General features: G+C 44.4%; 17 protein-coding genes. 9 read left to right on the plus strand and 8 right to left on the minus strand.

What is annotated here, in order from left to right:
• The first annotated feature begins 219 nt into the window (after positions 1–219).
• On the plus strand, positions 220–3,576 hold the full coding sequence (locus NIES1031_RS05240; protein WP_073548448.1) for an alkaline phosphatase: 3,357 nt from the start codon (positions 220–222) through the stop codon (positions 3,574–3,576).
• 507 nt (positions 3,577–4,083) lie between these two features.
• On the opposite strand, the gene NIES1031_RS05245 is transcribed toward NIES1031_RS05240, so the two are convergent.
• On the minus strand, positions 4,084–4,719 hold the full coding sequence (locus NIES1031_RS05245; protein ID WP_073548449.1) for a class I SAM-dependent methyltransferase: 636 nt from the start codon (positions 4,717–4,719) through the stop codon (positions 4,084–4,086).
• A 112-nt stretch (positions 4,720–4,831) separates the two neighbouring features.
• Here NIES1031_RS05245 and NIES1031_RS05250 point away from each other — a divergent pair, with 112 nt between their 5' ends.
• Positions 4,832–5,269, plus strand: a complete 438-nt coding sequence (locus NIES1031_RS05250) for a heavy metal-responsive transcriptional regulator (protein ID WP_073548450.1) — start codon at positions 4,832–4,834, stop codon at positions 5,267–5,269.
• 78 nt (positions 5,270–5,347) lie between these two features.
• On the opposite strand, the gene NIES1031_RS05255 is transcribed toward NIES1031_RS05250, so the two are convergent.
• Genes NIES1031_RS05255 through NIES1031_RS05265 form a run of 3 tightly spaced genes read right to left on the minus strand, consistent with a single transcriptional unit; the run spans position 5,348 to position 8,358 of the window.
• Positions 5,348–5,854 (minus strand): cupredoxin domain-containing protein, encoded by a 507-nt coding sequence (locus NIES1031_RS05255; protein WP_073548451.1) that lies wholly within the window; start codon positions 5,852–5,854, stop codon positions 5,348–5,350.
• Positions 5,855–5,873: 19 nt separating this feature from the next.
• Complete coding sequence (locus NIES1031_RS05260) at positions 5,874–8,147, minus strand: heavy metal translocating P-type ATPase (RefSeq protein ID WP_073548452.1); 2,274 nt, start codon at positions 8,145–8,147, stop codon at positions 5,874–5,876.
• A 16-nt stretch (positions 8,148–8,163) separates the two neighbouring features.
• The gene (locus tag NIES1031_RS05265; RefSeq protein ID WP_073548453.1) at positions 8,164–8,358 is read right to left on the minus strand and encodes a heavy-metal-associated domain-containing protein; all 195 of its coding nucleotides are present in this window, start codon (positions 8,356–8,358) and stop codon (positions 8,164–8,166) included.
• A gap of 302 nt (positions 8,359–8,660) precedes the next feature.
• Here NIES1031_RS05265 and NIES1031_RS05270 point away from each other — a divergent pair, with 302 nt between their 5' ends.
• From NIES1031_RS05270 to NIES1031_RS05295, 6 genes are all read left to right on the plus strand, one after another.
• Entirely contained in the window at positions 8,661–8,873 is a 213-nt protein-coding gene (locus tag NIES1031_RS05270) for a chlorophyll a/b-binding protein (protein WP_073548454.1), read from the plus strand.
• A gap of 64 nt (positions 8,874–8,937) precedes the next feature.
• Positions 8,938–9,900, plus strand: coding sequence for an orange carotenoid protein N-terminal domain-containing protein (locus tag NIES1031_RS05275; protein ID WP_073548455.1), 963 nt, complete (start codon positions 8,938–8,940; stop codon positions 9,898–9,900).
• A 163-nt stretch (positions 9,901–10,063) separates the two neighbouring features.
• Positions 10,064–10,543, plus strand: coding sequence for a pentapeptide repeat-containing protein (locus NIES1031_RS05280; protein WP_073548456.1), 480 nt, complete (start codon positions 10,064–10,066; stop codon positions 10,541–10,543).
• A 27-nt stretch (positions 10,544–10,570) separates the two neighbouring features.
• On the plus strand, positions 10,571–10,840 hold the full coding sequence (locus tag NIES1031_RS05285; protein ID WP_073548457.1) for a DUF1830 domain-containing protein: 270 nt from the start codon (positions 10,571–10,573) through the stop codon (positions 10,838–10,840).
• 60 nt (positions 10,841–10,900) lie between these two features.
• Positions 10,901–12,838, plus strand: coding sequence for a DICT sensory domain-containing protein (locus NIES1031_RS05290; RefSeq protein ID WP_073548664.1), 1,938 nt, complete (start codon positions 10,901–10,903; stop codon positions 12,836–12,838).
• Between the two features lie 170 nt (positions 12,839–13,008).
• Positions 13,009–13,686 carry a DUF305 domain-containing protein gene (locus NIES1031_RS05295; protein WP_073548458.1) on the plus strand — a complete coding sequence of 226 codons (678 nt, stop codon included), beginning with the start codon at positions 13,009–13,011 and terminating at the stop codon, positions 13,684–13,686.
• 242 nt (positions 13,687–13,928) lie between these two features.
• Here the strand turns inward: NIES1031_RS05295 and NIES1031_RS23635 are convergent, their stop codons facing one another.
• Positions 13,929–14,186 (minus strand): hypothetical protein, encoded by a 258-nt coding sequence (locus tag NIES1031_RS23635; RefSeq protein WP_143167710.1) that lies wholly within the window; start codon positions 14,184–14,186, stop codon positions 13,929–13,931.
• Positions 14,187–14,219: 33 nt separating this feature from the next.
• On the opposite strand from NIES1031_RS23635, the gene NIES1031_RS23640 reads away from it, so the two are divergent.
• Positions 14,220–14,597, plus strand: coding sequence for a hypothetical protein (locus NIES1031_RS23640; protein WP_143167711.1), 378 nt, complete (start codon positions 14,220–14,222; stop codon positions 14,595–14,597).
• Positions 14,598–14,707: 110 nt separating this feature from the next.
• Here NIES1031_RS23640 and NIES1031_RS24745 read toward each other — a convergent pair whose 3' ends face one another.
• The 3 genes from NIES1031_RS24745 to NIES1031_RS24755 are packed head-to-tail and all read right to left on the minus strand — an operon-like array spanning position 14,708 to position 15,272.
• Entirely contained in the window at positions 14,708–14,977 is a 270-nt protein-coding gene (locus NIES1031_RS24745) for an FGGY-family carbohydrate kinase (RefSeq protein ID WP_073548459.1), read from the minus strand.
• The gene (locus NIES1031_RS25940; protein ID WP_218596674.1) at positions 14,974–15,120 is read right to left on the minus strand and encodes an FGGY-family carbohydrate kinase; all 147 of its coding nucleotides are present in this window, start codon (positions 15,118–15,120) and stop codon (positions 14,974–14,976) included. The genes NIES1031_RS24745 and NIES1031_RS25940 overlap by 4 nt, the downstream gene beginning before the upstream one ends.
• On the minus strand, positions 15,117–15,272 hold the full coding sequence (locus NIES1031_RS24755; RefSeq protein ID WP_218596675.1) for a hypothetical protein: 156 nt from the start codon (positions 15,270–15,272) through the stop codon (positions 15,117–15,119). The genes NIES1031_RS25940 and NIES1031_RS24755 overlap by 4 nt, the downstream gene beginning before the upstream one ends.
• Positions 15,273–15,343 lie beyond the last annotated feature (71 nt).

Here is a 15,343-nt window from a genome sequence, read left to right on the forward strand (position 1 = left end):
CGACAAAATTTCATATCAATGAAAACCTAGTGTTAGTTGTACTGCACCGCCTGTGCTAGCTTCAAAAGCTTCATATCAAGATGAAAGGCTTTTGAATACGTTTTTGCTGAAATACTTCAAGGTCAAAATGCATGAGGGTTCTTTATAGCTTGAGAACTCGGTCTATTTATTAGGATAAAGCTTTTTGGATGCTTTCTTGATGTCGTTACCTCACTAAACATGGCTAACAATCACGTTATCTTCATTCATCCAGATGGTGCTAGTCCGGCTCACTTCACAATGGCTCGCTTAGTCAAAGAAGGACCAGATGGTCGCCTTAATTGGGACACATTAGATGAAGCCCGCGTTTATCTCGGTCATATGGAAGATCAGTTGACTGGGACTTCTAATGGTGGTGCAGTCACCCACGCAACAGGTGTGAAGGTGTATGCTGAATCGTTTGGGTTTGAGGTTGTTCGCGACGAGAATGGGAATCCTGTTATTGATGAAGCTAGTGGGCGAGTTGTCGAAAAAGAACTGACGGCTCTTTCGGGTACCAACCAGACCATTATGCAGGAAGCAGTTGCTGCCAATAAAGCCACGGCATTGATCAACTCTGGCGTGATTGCAGAGCCTGGTTCGGGTGCGTTTGCGGCAAAAGTGGGACAAGCTGATGTGCCCGCAGGAGCCACAGGGTTTGGTGCATTTCCGCGAGGTCAGTTTGCGGAAATTACGCGTCAGGTGGTTGAGTCGGGCATTGACGTGATTCTGGGTGGCGGTTTGGTCAACTACCTACCTGTGGGGACAAAGCCACCAGCAGAAGCCGTCTACGCTGAGTCAGCCCAGCAGCTTGATGCAATCTCTACCGATGCCAACATTCGTCCTGACATTAACCTCATTGAGTTAGCAGAGAGCCTTGGCTATACAGTTGTTTATACAGAAGAGCAACTCAAGGCAGCAGCCGCTAATCCAAAAGTCCTCAAAGTGTTGGGAATCTTTGCCAATGAAGACACCTTTAATGACAATATTCCTACTCCAGAGGGCAACCTGCGCGGTGTAGAAGAAAATCTCTTAGCAACAGACACGGAACCCTACGTGCCGACTGCTCCGACGGTTGGTGAAATGCTCAAGGCAGCCCAGACCATTTTAGAGCGCAATCCTAAGTTTGAGAACGGATCGTTTACAGTATTAGAGGAAGAAGGAACAGACAATTTTGGCAACGTTAATAATGCCTCTGGTACGCTAGAAGCACTGTTGCGCACAGATGAAGCAATCGGGGTAGCCAAAGAATTTTATGAAAGACACCCGAACACGCTGATCATTACAGCTGCCGATAGCGATGCAGGCGGTTTACAGATTGATGATACTGATGAGATCGTTGGTACTTTCCGCACTAATCCAACAGGGCTAGACTTGCCTGAGTTCCCTGACTTTGAAAATCCAGGCGATGGTCAAAATGGAGTCGGCACTGAAGCATTCGTGACGCAGCCATCTGCTAGTGGTAATACTTATAACTTTGGTGCTGCCTGGGCTGGGACGCCTGACTTTGCTGGAGCAATTGTGAGCAAAGCGCACGGACTCAACGCAGACAAGTTACCAGTGACTCTCGACAATACTGACATTTATCGGGCAATGTATGAAACTCTATTTGGAGTCGATTTGCCTGATCGCGAGGTTCCTGAGTTTGTTCCTGCACCAGAAGCTACCAAAGATACGGGAAACGTTATTTTTATTCACCCCGACGGCACTAGCCCGTCGATGTATGGCTTTGCTCGCGTTGTGTCCGAAGGACCTGACGGTCGCCTCAATTATGATCAGTTCTCCCATTCTGGAGTGTATCTAGGTCACATGAGGGATCAAATTGTCGGTACCTCTAATGCGGGTGCGGTTACCCATGCTACAGGTGTTAAAGCTCAAGCAGGCTCCTTTGGACTCGACGAATTTGGCGATCCTGTAGTATCTCGCTCTGGCAAGCGCGGTGTCACGATTCTCGAAGAGGCGATCGCCTCAGGTAAAGCTACAGCAGTCATTAACTCTGGTTTCATCGCAGAACCTGGAACCGGTGCATTTCTAGCAGAGGTAGAAAACCGTAGCGATGTTACTGAGATTACAAAACAAATCCTGGAGTCTGGTGTAGATATTATTTTAGGCGGTGGCGAAATCCACTATTTACCCGTAGGTACAGTAGGTCGCTTCGGTCAAGAAGGAATCCGTACCGACGGACGTAACTTAATTGAAGAAGCAGAAGCTGCCGGTTACACAGTGGTCTTCAGCAAAGAGGAACTGCAAAATCTTCCTGAAGGCACTACTCAGCTTTTGGGAATCTTCGCGGCGGAAGATACTTATAACGACAACCCTGAAGAGTTGAATCAGTCCCTCGGCTTGGATAGCTACGGTCAGTTTCTGCCCGATGGTACTCCTACTAATCCGCCTACGATTTCAGAAATGTTGGCAGCCGCTTTGCCCATCCTCTCGGCAGATCCAGATGGATTCATGGTTGTCGCCGAAGAAGAAGGAACCGACAATCTCGCAAACAACAATAATTCTCGCGGTACCTTAGAAGCAACGCTACGAGCAGATGCAGCTTTTGGAGTCGCCATGGATTTTATCCGCGAACAAGACCCCAATACTTTGCTAATTACTGCTGCGGATAGCGAAGCAGGTGGTATTCAAGTATGGCAGCCTACACCGTTTGCACCAGCACTTCCTGAAACCGTTGACGCGGCATTAACGCTGCCCACCAATCCTACTGATACCGAAACCTTCCAAAATCCCGTCGATGGTAGTGAAGGTCGGATTCCCCCGTTAACTACCTTTCAAGCACAGCCTAGCCTCGATGGGGAAATGGGTAACTTTGTTACCGCCTGGGCTGGAACAAGTGATTTCTCTGGCAGTATTGTTGCTAAAACCTACGGTATGAACGCAGATCTACTGAACTCAACAGTAGACAATACCGAGATTTATCAGATCATGTATCAAACTCTATTTGGCTTAAACTCTTTGCCAGATTATCAAGATGGCACGAACGAGAGCGATGAACTCGTTGGTGGTGATGGTAGAGACGTGATTGTTGCCTTTGGTGGCGATGATACCGTTGCCGGTGGACTTGGTGATGATATCCTCTATGGCGGCGAGGGGAACGATCTTCTTCGAGGTGACTTAAACCTTCGCGCTCCTCAGAACTATCGGCGCGGAGGCAATGATATCATCTACGGTGGCACTGGTAATGACCGGATTAGCGGTAAATCAGGTAATGATACGCTTTATGGCGAAGCTGGTGACGACATCATTTGGGGCGATGCTGGCGATGATTTGCTTTGGGGTGGACTAGGTAACGACACCCTAATCGGCAATAACTTCTCTGGTGGTAGTGGTCGCAACACTTTTGTCTTAGCAGCAGGAGAAGGAACAGATACGATTATTGATTTTCATGCTGGACGCGATAAAATTGGCTTAACTAATGGGTTAACCTTCCGCGATTTGGCAATTGGGCAAAGCGGTTCTTCGTCACTCATTACCCTAGGAGAAGAAATTCTAGCAGTTGTGAATGGCGTACACGCCAACGATTTCACAGCCAATATGTTTGTTGCCGTTTAACTCTGAATTGCGAGTTTTGCGCAAACAAACAGTGAATTTTAGCATTTCTATTAAGCTGAGGCACCTATTAGCTTTTTGTTGACTTCAATCAGAAAGCCAAGGTGCTTTCTTTTTCCCATTTTTAAGCAAACAATAACCATAAATTATTGGTATAACAGAGGTCAAAAGTCAGAGATCAAAGCTTAGCATTACAAGTTAGTTTGCTCAATAGACTTTCTGCATGAATCACAAATGCTTTCCAACTGAAGTTGGCGGCTACAAAACAAAGTGTACCTTCGTACACTCAAACAAGACTTTTAATAGGAAGTCTACGAATTTATTCACAGTCACATTCATGCAGGAGGTCTAATAATTCTGAGCCTATGTAATTTCCTAAACATATTGACCATTGCTATAGTTCTTTACCAATCCAAAAATTATGCCTGCAAATTCTACTTCGTCTATCACGATCAATATTGAAAGGAAACGGAAGAAACCTTTTGTAAACTCCAACTCATCTTGCAAAAATTAAGACTTCTTTGTTGCTACACCAATAATTTGCGGTTTCATAAGCGCTGGGACTGCATCTGCTTGAAAATGCTCGTAATCTAACTTTTCAAAACCTACCTTTTCTAATACACTCCAAGTTTCTCGATTTGGATGACACCCGTCGCCCAAAACTTGCCAAAGTGGGGCGATCCAATTTTGAATTTTACGCAGTCGCGTGTTTTGAGGAGCCGCAACATGTTCGAGAAAATAGAAACGCCCGCCAGATTTGAGTACGCGCAAAATCTCTTTGAGTGTTGCTTCTAAATCATCCACTGAGCAAAGAACCAGTGTGCTCACAACGGCATCAATACTATTATCTTCGATTTCGAGTCGTTCAGCAGTACCATTGCGAATTTCAATATCTAGCCCAACACGTTCGGCTGCTTGTTTCAAATAAGAATGCATATAAAGATTTGGTTCAATTCCCATCCAGTGCGTATCGCGAGGATAGTAAACCAAATTAGGTCCGGTTCCTGGTCCAATTTCTAAAACTTTGCCGTGTACTCCGGCGAATAATTTTTGCTTGCGATCGCGTACCGCTGCTTCATAATCTGCATTTCCATGCGCCATCGTCCATGCGAAAAAGCGCTGATACCAACTTGGAGTACGTTGCATTTGAGCTACCTTGAAGGAAAGTTATAATGGATCTCTAGCTGACTAGAGAATTAAGATAAGACAACAATTTTTTAGGTGCTAGTCATCAGCTTAATCAATTTGGAGGCATTCAATGTTAATTCAAGACAGCAAGCCTTTATTAATTGGACAGGTGACAGCGCTGAGTGGTATCCCAATTAGAACAATTCGCTATTACGAAAGTCTAGGTTTACTGCAATCTATAGGGCGAACCGAAGGAGGTTTCCGGCAATTTTCTCATGACGTACTAACGCGCCTGTCTTTTATTAAACGCGCCCAAAGTCTTGGGCTGAGCCTCGAAGAGATTGGCGAGATTCTTAATATTCACGATCGCGGCGAACTTCCGTGCGGTGAAGTTAAAGAAAAATTAGAGGAAAAAGTTACACAAATTGATCAACAAGTCAAGCAATTATTAACTCTACGTGCTGAATTAAATGGATTACTCTCAGGCTGGGAGGATTTTTCTCATCAACACGAAGACACAATTTGTCCTAATATTCAAAAAAAGAACAGTGCATTTTATAAAGACTAGTAATTGGTCATTGGTAATAGGAAAGATTCATCAACAATTACCCATTACCAAATTTAACAACAAATCAAGTCTACTAACTTATGTCACTTCAACCACACCGCGAAACATATTCATCCCACACGTAAATTGATATTGCCCTGGGTTTTTAGGTGTAAATTCAACAGAAGTGACGCGATCTAACTCTAAATCTTGGGCAATATGAAAGTCAGGAAATAACACCTTTTCTAGACAGCTACTCGGATCGCGACGCAAAAAGTTAAGTCGTACAAGCTGATTTGCATTGACGACAATGCGATCGGGTTGATAACCGCCATCAACTGTAATTGTTAACTCTTGAATTCCTTGATGCGCTTCTGCTTGCTGCGCTTTCGTTTTACTTAGCAAAAACCACCACAACTCTAATCCGATTAAGGCGATACCTCCTGCTGTTACACCAACTCTTAACCCTAAAGGTTGCTCAATACGACGAAATTGATTTGTTGGGGCGATTTCACCTGGCATTTCATGAAGCATTTGTGCTGACGCAGTTCCCAATAGTAACCCTAATCCAGCAAGACTTCCCCAAATTTGACTTCGACTAAACATGATTTACCCCTCTGCTCAATTAAACTTCAGGCTGAAAGTTACGTAAACGCAAAGCATTAGTAACAACAGATACAGAACTAAACGCCATTGCTGCTCCAGCGATAATTGGATTGAGTAGCCAGCCAAAGATCGGAAAAAGAATTCCCGCCGCAATGGGAATACCTGCAACGTTATAGATAAAGGCGAAGAAGAGATTTTGACGAATGTTGCGGATCGTGGCTCGACTAAGTTGAATTGCGGTAATGATTCCTTGGAGTTCGCCAGAGATTAAAGTAATATCGCTCGCTGCGATCGCCACATCAGTTCCTGTACCAATCGCAATTCCGACATCGGCTTGCGCTAATGCGGGTGCATCGTTGATACCATCTCCTACCATGGCAACCGTCTTAGATTTTGAATGTCTACCGCGTTCTGTTTGCAGTGACTTGACAATCGCCGCTTTTTGATCGGGGCGCACTTCAGCAAAGACGCGATCAATTCCGACTTGTTGCGCGATCGCTTCTGCGGTGGCTCGGTTATCGCCCGTGAGCATGACAACTTCTAAATCCAAGCGTTTTAATGCGCCCACAGCGTGTGCGGAAGAAGGTTTAAGCGCATCCGCAATGCCCATGAGTCCTTGCATTTTGCCATCTACTGCGAGCCAAACCGCTGTTTTCCCTGTATGTTCTAACGTTGTTTTGCGTTCTCTCAGCACGCGGGTATCAATGCCTAATTCTTCCATCCAGCGCTGCGTACCGATTTGTACCAAGTGATCGCCCACGATTCCTTGTACGCCACTACCCGCGATCGCCTCAAAGTCTTTCACTTGTGCAAGATCAACTTCTTGCGCTTGGGCGTACCTCACTACTGCTTCTGCAAGCGGATGTTCTGAGTTACGTTCTACCGATGCTGCTAGCTGGATGAGTTTTAATTCATTACGATTGGCTGTACCGTTGACAGTCATAAAATCTGTCACTGTGGGTTTACCTTCGGTAATCGTCCCCGTTTTGTCTAAAACAATCGTTTGAATTTTGTGCGCGAGTTCTAAACTTTCTGCACCCTTGACTAAAATGCCGTTTTCTGCACCTTTACCTGTTCCGACCATAATTGAGGTAGGAGTTGCTAACCCCAAAGCACACGGACAAGCAATAATCAAGACACCAATGGTAGTAATTGTTGCAAGTGTTAAGTTGCCCAAGAAGTTAAACCAAACGATAAATGTTGCGATCGCGATCGCAATTACTGCGGGGACAAACCATCCAGTGACGCGATCGGCGAGTTGCTGAATCGGTGCTTTAGAACCTTGCGCTTGTTGAACGAGTTTCACAATCTGTGCGAGAAACGTATCTTTACCAACACGCGTTGCGCGAAACTTAAAACTCCCAGTTTTGTTAATCGTTGCGCCAATTACTTCATCGCCTGGCTGCTTCTTCACGGGAACACTTTCACCCGTCACCATCGCTTCATCTATCGTTGAAGCGCCTTCAATCACTTTGCCATCTACCGGAATTTTTTCCCCAGGACGGACTAGTATGACATCATCAATTTGGACTTCCTGAATTGGAATATCCATTTCTTGTCCGTTCCGAATTACTCTTGCATCGCGTGCTTGCAAGCCAATCAGTTTGCGAATGGCTTCTGAAGTTTGTCCTTTGGCGCGATTTTCTAACAACCGCCCTAGTAAAATCAGCGTAATCACAACCGCAGAAATTTCGTAGTAAACGGCTGGTTCAAGCCCCTGTGCGCGAAAAAAGTCTGGAAAAAATGTCGGAAACAGCGAGTAGAAATACGCCGCACTTGTCCCCAGTGCAACTAGCGTATCCATCGTAGCTGTATGGCGTTTAAACGCTTTCCAAGCACCTTGATAAAACGATTCACCACTCCAAAATTGAATCGGAGTTGTCAGCACGAGTTGAAACCAAGGATTGTGTAGCCACGCAGGAATCAAAGGTAGATGTAGCCCTGTCATCATTGGTAATCCGCCAATGACGAGAATGATACTAATGACACCTCCTACCCAAAGTTTACGCTTCAGCTTTTTTGATTCAGCAAGACGTGTGGCTTTTTCCGCATCGTTTTCTCCAGTTACCATTTCTTGCTCTTGGAGAGAGTAAGACACATATCCTGCTTCTTCAATCGCCGCTTGGATTTTTTCAATACTGGTTTTGTCAGGGTTATATTTAACTGCGGCTTGTTCTGCACCAAAGTTGACGTTGCATTCAGTCACCCCAGGAACTGAGCGAATTGCTTCTTCAATACTATTTGCACAAGAGGCACAACTCATGCCTCGAAGTTTTAGTGTAAGTGTCTCCATGAGAGAATCCTTGTAATTAAGCAGCGGGATATCCGACAGATGCTAAAGCTTCTTTAATTGCAGTTGCTGATGCTTGAGTCTCAATGTTGACGAGTTTTGTCTTTGGTTCAGCTTGAACTGTTGCGTTGGTATCTACTGAGCGAATTGCTTGAGTAATTGTATTTACGCAAGCTAAACACGCCATTTTAGGAACTTTAAGTGTAAGTGTCATAAGTTTCAGCATGAATGAAAGAACGAAAATTGCAATTGTAATCAGCTATTGATGTGTTGTAGATAGATAAAAGCTCCGCCACACAAGCTGTTTGACGGTTTGCAGTACGTTAGAAATCGCTATAACTGCATAGTAAAATCTCCAGCTAAGTGGAGAGTCAAGAGGGTGTTAAAAACACCATTGAAAAGTTGTGGCAGTGATTTCGAGAAACTTTTGTAACAATTATTCTAAAAAACTTTACAAAACTTAAGGATATCTGTTACATTTAGTTGCATTAAAGAAACAAAGAGCAGAAGAAATTTATGAGCGCACGTCAATACGTTATCGATGACCGAGGTTTAGCAAACACCTTTGCAATTGAACCTAAGATGTACGTACAAGAAAGCCAAACTGGCTTTAAACCTTATGCTGAATTGCTCAACGGTCGCCTAGCCATGATTGGCTTTGTTTCACTACTAGCGCTAGAAGTTTTCACTGGACACGGCTTAATAGGTTTTTTTGCAAATCTCTCGTAAATCTGATGTCACTGCATCTTGACAGACAGCAACAACTTCATGCACACCTCTGGAGCTTTCAAAAATGACTTATACTCTCGAATCAGCACAAAATATCTTTACTGATACACAAGTACCGAGTCCAATTCCTGCCACGATCGCGCTATTCGAGCAACTTAACGTCGATGACAAATTGGCATTACTGTGGTACGCCTATACCGAGATGGGGCGGACAATTACTCCAGCTGCGGTAGGCGCAGCACGGTTACAGCTTGCAGAAGGTTTGCTCAATCAAGTCAAGCAGATGTCAGCCACAGATCAAACACAATTCATGCGCGATTTGGCTAGCCGTGCGAACACGCCATTAAGTCGTTCTTATGGGTTTTTTAGTGTCAATACTAAGTTAGCTTTTTGGTATGAGCTAGGGGAACTCATGAAGCAAGGAGTTGTTGCTCCTATTCCGGCAGAATATCAAATGACTCCTGGTGTCAAAGCAGTACTTGCGGCAATTCAGCAACTCGATCCAGGCGAACAAATTACAGTACTGCGTAATGCTGTAGTCGATATGGGATATGAAGATGCTGTCGCACCTAGTCCCACAGAAACAGCTGATGAGCCGATGTTCCCACGCACTGAACCTGCACCAACAAAACTTAAAGTTGAAGGAATTACAGATTCTACAGTTCTCAGCTACTTTGCCGCATTGAATGCTGACGACTTTGAAGCTGCACTTGCGTTGTTTACTCCTGACGGTGCTTTGCAACCACCCTTTCAAAAACCAATTGTAGGACCAGATGCGATCGCAAAATACATGCGTTCGGAAGCCCAAGGATTAAACTTGATGCCACAACAAGGCATATCAGAGACTTTGCCCGACGGTTCCAAGCAGCTGAAAATTACTGGAGTCGTTCAAACGCCTTGGTTTGGTGTCAATGTAGGTATGAATATTGGTTGGCGGTTCTTACTCAATCCTCAAGGCAAAATTTTCTTTGTAGCGATTGACATGCTGGCGTCTCCACAGGAACTGCTAAATCTACGCCCTCGATAAAACTAGGGTTATGAGTTTTGGAAAGCGAACAAAGGTGCCGGAGGCAATTATTTTAAGTTTTGAGTTTTGCATTAAAAGAATCGTCTCAACTCTCTTAAGCTCATAACTCTTCAAGAGTATCTTCGCGAAGTACTCATACACACATAAGTTTGAACAAAGTCGTATGGATGCTGATGAACTAAATCGGCGGTATGCAGCAGGAGAGAGAGATTTTAGTTTTGTCAATTTGCGGGGCGTTAATTTAAGTGAAGTTAATCTGCAAGGTGCCATTCTTTGGGGTGCAGACTTAGCACGCACTAACTTGACTGCTGCAAACTTAAGACAAGCGCATCTGAGTTCTGCAAACTTGACAAGTGCAATTTTGTGGAGGGCTAATTTAACTCAAGCAACTTTACACAAAGCAAACTTGAGTCGGTCAATTTTAATTAAAGCAAGCCTCAGTGAAGTAGATTTGAGTGAAGCAGTGCTAGTTAAAGCAGATTTGCGGCTAGCACAATTAGTACGTACAAAGTTAACCAACGCAAAGTTAAAGGGTGCGGATCTGCGATACGCAGAAATAAGATTAGTCGATATTAGTGGCGCAGATTTGAGCCAAACCATTTTAAATGAGGCAAACTTGAGTGGAGACTTACTTGCAAATTAGCATGACAACTAAGTAAGGATTGATACTATGATTCAAATTGCCTCAACGACTGAACGCGATCGCCAAATCTTGTGTTGCTATGTCAATCGTACTAGCCTGTTGCAGATTACCCGTATTTCTAACATCCCTAATTGGTACTTTGAACGAACGGTTTTTCCTGGACAAACGCTTTTATTTACAGCACCGCCAGAAGCCGAGTTGGAAGTCCATACGAGTCAACTTGTTAACGCGACTTTATTCGATAAAATTCTTTGTTCAATCTTGCAGGTTCATGAAGGATCTGGAGAGATAATTTAACTTAGCCCTTGCCGTTTGCGCTGGGGTTATTCAAGTAATGGTTTTACCGCACAATTGGTGATGAGAATTTCGCATTCTCCACTCCAGGAGTTACTTCAAGCCCGACCTGATTTACACACCCAAAGATATTTTAAGTCTTCCTTGACGGCGCTATCACACGCGATCGAAGATTTAGTACTCAACGGGAAAGATAAACCGCTAGTCATCGCCAACTTTCAACGCGAGCGCTTTTATCGTGCCGAAACAAGACGCTATCAGCAAATTGCGCAGCGCACAGATCAAGTTTATGTTTTGGCAACGCCAGAATCTAACTTTGCCGCTGCTGCCGAGCCTTATGAGACAATTCCTTTTGATCACCAAGATCAGCTAGTTAATGAATGGCATTTAGTTGTTGTTGGTCAAGATTACACAGCTTGCCTAATTTGTCAAGAACATTTTACACCTGATACACCGCCAGTCATCGATCAGGCGCGACAGTTTGATGGAATTTGGACATTTGATCGCCAGATTAGTTGTCAAGTTGCGCATCTTTTACTCGCCAGAATTTTAGTCTACCGACCAGAGTTAGCCCAGAAGATACAACAAGCGCGAATTAGGTTTGGTTTAAATGCGATTCCGATGATGGTGTCGGTGGGGCGGGGAAACATTGATGCTGTTACATTTACAGAACGCTTGGTGACGCATTTGCAAGCAAGTCAGTATCGTCTGTTGAAAGCTTATCGTACAATCGCAACGCAAGAACGCCAAGAACGTCTCGTAAATTCGATCACCGCCGCCATTCGCCGATCGCTGAATTTACACGAGATTCTGACAACGGCTGTACAAGAGTTAGGGCAAACTTTTGAGCATTGTCGCTGTTTACTTTACCGCTGCGATCGCATTTATCAAGATGTAACGATTGAGTACGAAGCGCTAGCGCCTGGAATGACATCATTGCAAGGGGAAACTTGGCTTTTAGTCGAGAATCCTTTGTTTCAAGCGGCGGTAGCAACCGAAAAAGCGATCGCGGTTACAGATGTCACCAAACTTCCGAGTTTACAAGCAAATCCGGCATTAACAACTTTACTATCGCGTTCGGGAATTCGTTCTTGGTTACTCGTTCCTGTGATTTACCAAGAAACAGTGCTGGGGATGTTGGAAATTCATCACACCGGTGCAGAACCTTATATTTGGCAAGAACACGATATTGCCTTAGTTGAAGCGATCGCCAATCAAGTCGGTGTTGCTTTAATTCAAGCACAAGCGTATATTCGCCTTGAAGAACTCAATAATCAATTAGCCGCATTAGAACGCACTCGCAGTAATTTAATTGCGATCGTCGGTCATGAATTGCGTACTCCTTTATCGACAATCCAAATTTGTTTGGAAACTCTAGCAACCGAGCCAGAGATGACGTTAGAAATGCAGCAAGTCATGCTGCAAACTGCTTTAACCGATGCTGAACGTTTGCGGAAACTCACTCAAGACTTTATTACACTCTCGCGCTTAGAAAGTGGTCAAATTCACTGGCAATTAGAACCAATTTCACTCCAGGAATGTCTTAGCTTAGCATTAAACAGCCTCAAGGCTTGGTGGTCGCCACAACAGTTAGCGCAAATAGAAGTAATACTACCGCCAAAATTACCGCTTGTTTTAGCAGATGGCGAAGGACTTGTTCAAGTTTTTACTAAATTGATTGATAATGCTTTGAAGTTTGCACCTGATGGAAAAGTAACAGTTAGCGCGCGCACGCTAAAAAATAAGCTAGCATCTAAACGCACTTCGATGATTGAGGTGTGTATTGCGGATATGGGTAGAGGTATTGAACCAAACCAGTTAGAAGTTATATTTACTCGGTTTTCGCAAGAAGAAGAATATCTTCGACGCATCTCTAGTGGAACAGGGCTAGGACTCGCAATTTGTCGCCAGATCGTTCAAGGTTTGGGAGGACAAATTTGGGCTGAATCCGCAGGTAAAAATCAGGGAAGTCAGTTTTATTTTACAGTTTTGGTGAGTTAGTCGTGAGTAGCAGAAAGAGAGAAAGCTGCTTTGAAGGTCGCAATTTCATCTTTATTTCATTTTTGTGGAGCAAACTAAGTAGGGTGTGGCGCGATCGCCCCATTTCTTGACTCTCTAGTTAACTAGAGAATATAAGATGAAAATGTTTGTTCTGAAAAGAGAAGTCAAAGATGCTTTTAAAAAAGCGTTTTGCGTTAAATATTGTAGCGATCGCCACAACGGGTGGGTTCATCGCATCTTGTGCAGCGGTTCCACCAACTCCAACGTCAGGATCAAACACACAAGCATCGAATACACAAAGCACACAGCAAATGCCACATCATGGTATGAATCATGCGATGGCAATGGATTTAGGTCCTGCGGATGCAAACTACGACTTGCGGTTTATTGATGCAATGGTTCCACACCATCAAGGTGCAGTAGAAATGGCGCAAGCAGCTTTAGAGAAATCGCAACGTGCAGAAATTAAAGAGCTAGCAACAGAGATTATTGCAGTACAGCAGAGGGAAATTGCACAGCTACAGCAATGGCGACAAGCATGGTATCCGCAAGCAAGTAACACCCCAGTGGCTTACAATCCTCAGACAGGTGAGACGGTACCAATGTCGCAACAGCAAATGCATAGCATGATGATGCATGGCGATTTAGGAGCTGCTGATGCTGAATTTGATCGGCGTTTCATTAATGCAATGATTCCCCATCATGAAGGTGCTGTAATTATGGCGCAAGATGCTTTGAATAACTCCCAGCGTCCTGAAATTAGAAAGTTGGCGCAAGAAATTATCAATTCACAAAAAGCGGAAATTAAGCAGATGCAAGCCTGGCGACAAGCTTGGTATCAGCAATAAGCAGAATTAGGGTGAAGACACGGACAAGGCGATACACGATCACTGAAACTAAGGTTCATCAGCAATATGACAACATAGCAGCAGCTTACGATCAACGCTAGAGTCACTATGTTGGTAGTACATTAGGGTTTGTCAAATAGTTTGTGTCAAGCATGATTCGTCAAGTAGGAAATCGCTCACTATAGGCGATCGCAAATCGATTCAACGCAGCCTTCCAATCCTTAATCGGCATCGTCCACTTTTTAGAAATGTTTTGGAGTGCAAGATACACGAATGATAGTTTTTTCCTGTGACCGTTGCGGCGATTTCGCTCGCTGGGCTGTGCTCTGGTTGAATTTGAGTGCGCGTTGTTCTGCCAGGTGGGTATCCGTCTGTGCTTGCAGACACCGTTCCACCAAAGCTTTGCTCAATTGTTTGAGAATTCCACCCTCCCCCAGTAAATCTTCTGGATGATCGTAGCCTTGGAGCAATTCATCAAGTAATTCCGGTCTAAAGGTCATACTCATTGTGTCAATTGTTCATTCGATCTTGTTTTGACCTTTGACACAAATCATTCTACATACCCCGCCACAGACCAGCTAGGTTTAGGAGAATACGAAGTTCGTTCCTGGCACAGTTGGCATCGACACATCACTCTTGTCCTGGCTGCTCAAACATTTCTCACAGTCCTACGACATGAAGCCGAGCCTGTCGTCAACGGGACTACCCCCTTTACCTCTAGTAATAACTGGCAGTCTGGCTACGTTCAAAGCGCTGCGAGACTTATCATCCAGTTGAGCATTTGGGAAATGAAACGGTGGGTAAGTCGCCTCTTGTTTCCTCCAGTTTGGTGTCTAGAACACTTTCTCCACTTGTCTTATTGGCGCAGATCTCATCAAGCACTGGCTCGCCACTACCATTACCAAAAGTGAATTTACTCCTCTAGTTATCTACAACTGTAATAACTAACCGCTGCTGGGTACTGTGCGAAACAGCTATCTCGGTCAGGACTCGGATGTCTTCAGACGCTCGTGCGTAAGACTCATGCAGGCAAAATCTGAAATAACGTTTCTAAATTGGGGTAAACATCACAGCTAAGTAATGCTAGTAATGCTGCACCGTAAGCCGCATCTTCAGCTATTATTGGTTTTGCAAGATTGATACCAAGCACATCCGTAATAATTTGTAACCAAAGCGCTGAGCGCGAAGCACCACTCGTAGCGATAAGTTGATAAATTGGGGCAAGTTCTTGCATAACATCAAACACCGCGCGTAAGCTATACGCAACGCCTTCGAGAACCACCCGCGTCATTCGGCTTTACTATGCGCTGAAGACAAATTCAGCCACGCACCACGCGCCTCAGGATCGAGATAGGAGCTACATTCGCCTGCCAAATGCGGTAAAAAGATAACACCATCAGAACCAGGAGACGCACTACTTGCCCACTCAATCAACTCGTCATAGCTGAAGTTTGGAAAAAAGTATCGTTATACCAGCGTAACGACAAACCACTCGCTGCTAATGTGGCGCCCAACAAGTGATAACCACTATCAGCATGACAAAATAAATGGACTCGTCCTTCCGGTTCAGCAACGGGTTGTGCCAAAGGAACAAAAATAACTCCTGAATCACCAAGACTAAGACTACCCCAATCGCAGTTTGTACTAGAAATTCCTC

It is taken from the genome of Chroogloeocystis siderophila 5.2 s.c.1 (assembly GCF_001904655.1).
Lineage (GTDB): Bacteria > Cyanobacteriota > Cyanobacteriia > Cyanobacteriales > Chroococcidiopsidaceae > Chroogloeocystis > Chroogloeocystis siderophila.

Coding starts and splice junctions, on each gene's coding strand:
- NIES1031_RS05240 (WP_073548448.1), top strand. CDS start 220: ATGGCTAACAATCACGTTATCTTCATTCATCCAGATGGTGCTAGTCCG.
- NIES1031_RS05245 (WP_073548449.1), bottom strand. CDS start 4,719: ATGCAACGTACTCCAAGTTGGTATCAGCGCTTTTTCGCATGGACGATG.
- NIES1031_RS05250 (WP_073548450.1), top strand. CDS start 4,832: ATGTTAATTCAAGACAGCAAGCCTTTATTAATTGGACAGGTGACAGCG.
- NIES1031_RS05255 (WP_073548451.1), bottom strand. CDS start 5,854: ATGTTTAGTCGAAGTCAAATTTGGGGAAGTCTTGCTGGATTAGGGTTA.
- NIES1031_RS05260 (WP_073548452.1), bottom strand. CDS start 8,147: ATGGAGACACTTACACTAAAACTTCGAGGCATGAGTTGTGCCTCTTGT.
- NIES1031_RS05265 (WP_073548453.1), bottom strand. CDS start 8,358: ATGACACTTACACTTAAAGTTCCTAAAATGGCGTGTTTAGCTTGCGTA.
- NIES1031_RS05270 (WP_073548454.1), top strand. CDS start 8,661: ATGAGCGCACGTCAATACGTTATCGATGACCGAGGTTTAGCAAACACC.
- NIES1031_RS05275 (WP_073548455.1), top strand. CDS start 8,938: ATGACTTATACTCTCGAATCAGCACAAAATATCTTTACTGATACACAA.
- NIES1031_RS05280 (WP_073548456.1), top strand. CDS start 10,064: ATGGATGCTGATGAACTAAATCGGCGGTATGCAGCAGGAGAGAGAGAT.
- NIES1031_RS05285 (WP_073548457.1), top strand. CDS start 10,571: ATGATTCAAATTGCCTCAACGACTGAACGCGATCGCCAAATCTTGTGT.
- NIES1031_RS05290 (WP_073548664.1), top strand. CDS start 10,901: ATGAGAATTTCGCATTCTCCACTCCAGGAGTTACTTCAAGCCCGACCT.
- NIES1031_RS05295 (WP_073548458.1), top strand. CDS start 13,009: ATGCTTTTAAAAAAGCGTTTTGCGTTAAATATTGTAGCGATCGCCACA.
- NIES1031_RS23635 (WP_143167710.1), bottom strand. CDS start 14,186: ATGACCTTTAGACCGGAATTACTTGATGAATTGCTCCAAGGCTACGAT.
- NIES1031_RS24745 (WP_073548459.1), bottom strand. CDS start 14,977: ATGACGCGGGTGGTTCTCGAAGGCGTTGCGTATAGCTTACGCGCGGTG.